The following is a 1548-nucleotide window of genomic DNA, read 5'->3' on the forward strand; positions in this document are numbered from 1 at the left end:
TGTGTCCTCAGTCACAGATGGAGCCCTTCTGGGTCGCGTCCGACGACCCGATCTTGGTCCATCCGCGGCTTACACGGTTGTCATGACACGGCCCACGTGCATGAACAGAGACCCAGCACGAGCCGGCAGATCTTTCGCAAGACAACCCCAACCAGGGCGTCAGTGGCTTTCCGGGCCAGACCCCGCCAGGCCTCCATCCACACACATCATCATCACTGTGGCTTTCGCGGCACGGTCGCCCCACGGCCCGCGAGCCAATCCCCGCGACCCGTCACCTTGAATCAGCGGAATGCTCCCGGCCTCAGGCGACAGCATCTTCACCGCGCGAAGCAAGAACAAGATCCTTCGGCACCACGCCGAATTACCACACGAACTTCCGCCTCGGGACACTAGGCGCAAGGAAGGGGTCTTTCATGTACTGCAAGATGGGCCTCGCTCGGTGGCTCGCGATCTCCAGCGTGGCGCTTGCGAGCGTTCGGTTGTGCGGAGGCCGCGCAGGTGCCTGAGCAAGGGGCCGTCAGAACACGGTTGTCGGCTGGGCATGACGAGGAGCCCGTCGCCGGTGTGGCTGGCGGGCTCCTCGGGGGTCAGCGGTGGTGGAGGGTGTTGCGGCGGGGTTGTCGGAGTGGATCTCGGTATTGGGGTGGGATGAACTCCGGTAGACCCTCGGCGGCCATGCGGACTTGCCAGTCGCCGTGGTGGATCAGCCGGTGGTGGAAACCGCACAGCAGCACGAGATTCCGGAGATCCGTGGGTCCGCCGTCTGCCCAGTGATGAATATGGTGGGCGTGACAGTTCTTCGGCCGCCGATGACACCCGGGGAACGCGCAACCGCCATCCCGGATGTTCAAGGCGCGTCGCTGGCCGGGTGTGACGAATCGTCGCAGCCGCCCCACGTCGAGGGGCTCACCAGCCGCGCTCATGACGACCGGCAGCATGAGACAGTCGCAGGCGGCGAGCCTGGCTTCGCGGGCGGTCATCGTTCCGACATAGTCGAGGCAGGCGGTCCCGAGGCCGGATTTCAGTTCGTCGAGTCCGATCGTGACATGCAGCAGAGTGCGGTAGCCGTTGGTGCCGGGCTGGTCCGGGCAGGCGACGGCGAGGTCGAGGATGTCGACCCAGGCGTCTCCCATGCGTTCGCATTTCATTCGCAGATCGGCTTGACCGAACTCGTCCACCGGCCGCGGCTTGGCGTAGGCATCCAGAGCGGCGGCGGTACGGGCACCCGTCTCGTCATCGAGCAAGCCGGTGAGTTTCCAGAACCCGTCCTTGCGACGCTCCAGGGTGATTTCCCGGCGCGGCTCCTTCGGTTCGGGCTCTTTCGGTTCATTCCCGTCGGGATCCAGCAACGCGAGCAGGTTCACCTCAGCTTCCGCGAGCTGGCGAGGACCGGCATCGCGGGCGAGGGTGGCGAGGATCTTCTCCGCATTCGCCCGGTCCTCGATGGAGGTGTGGCCGTGTCATGACAACCGTGTAAGCCGCGGATGGACCAAGATCGGGTCGTCGGACGCGACCCAGAAGGGCTCCATCTGTGACTGAGGACACATC

1 pseudogene is annotated in these 1548 nt (G+C 65.1%); it reads right to left on the reverse strand.

Annotated elements, in window-relative coordinates:
- Positions 1–587: 587 nt before the first annotated feature.
- Positions 588–1448: pseudogene (locus ACIHAO_RS42915) on the reverse strand (DUF222 domain-containing protein); the annotation flags it as partial.
- Between the last annotated feature and the right edge of the window lie 100 nt (positions 1449–1548).

This window comes from Amycolatopsis sp. NPDC052450, assembly GCF_044547565.1.
In the GTDB taxonomy this organism is placed as follows: domain Bacteria; phylum Actinomycetota; class Actinomycetes; order Mycobacteriales; family Pseudonocardiaceae; genus Amycolatopsis.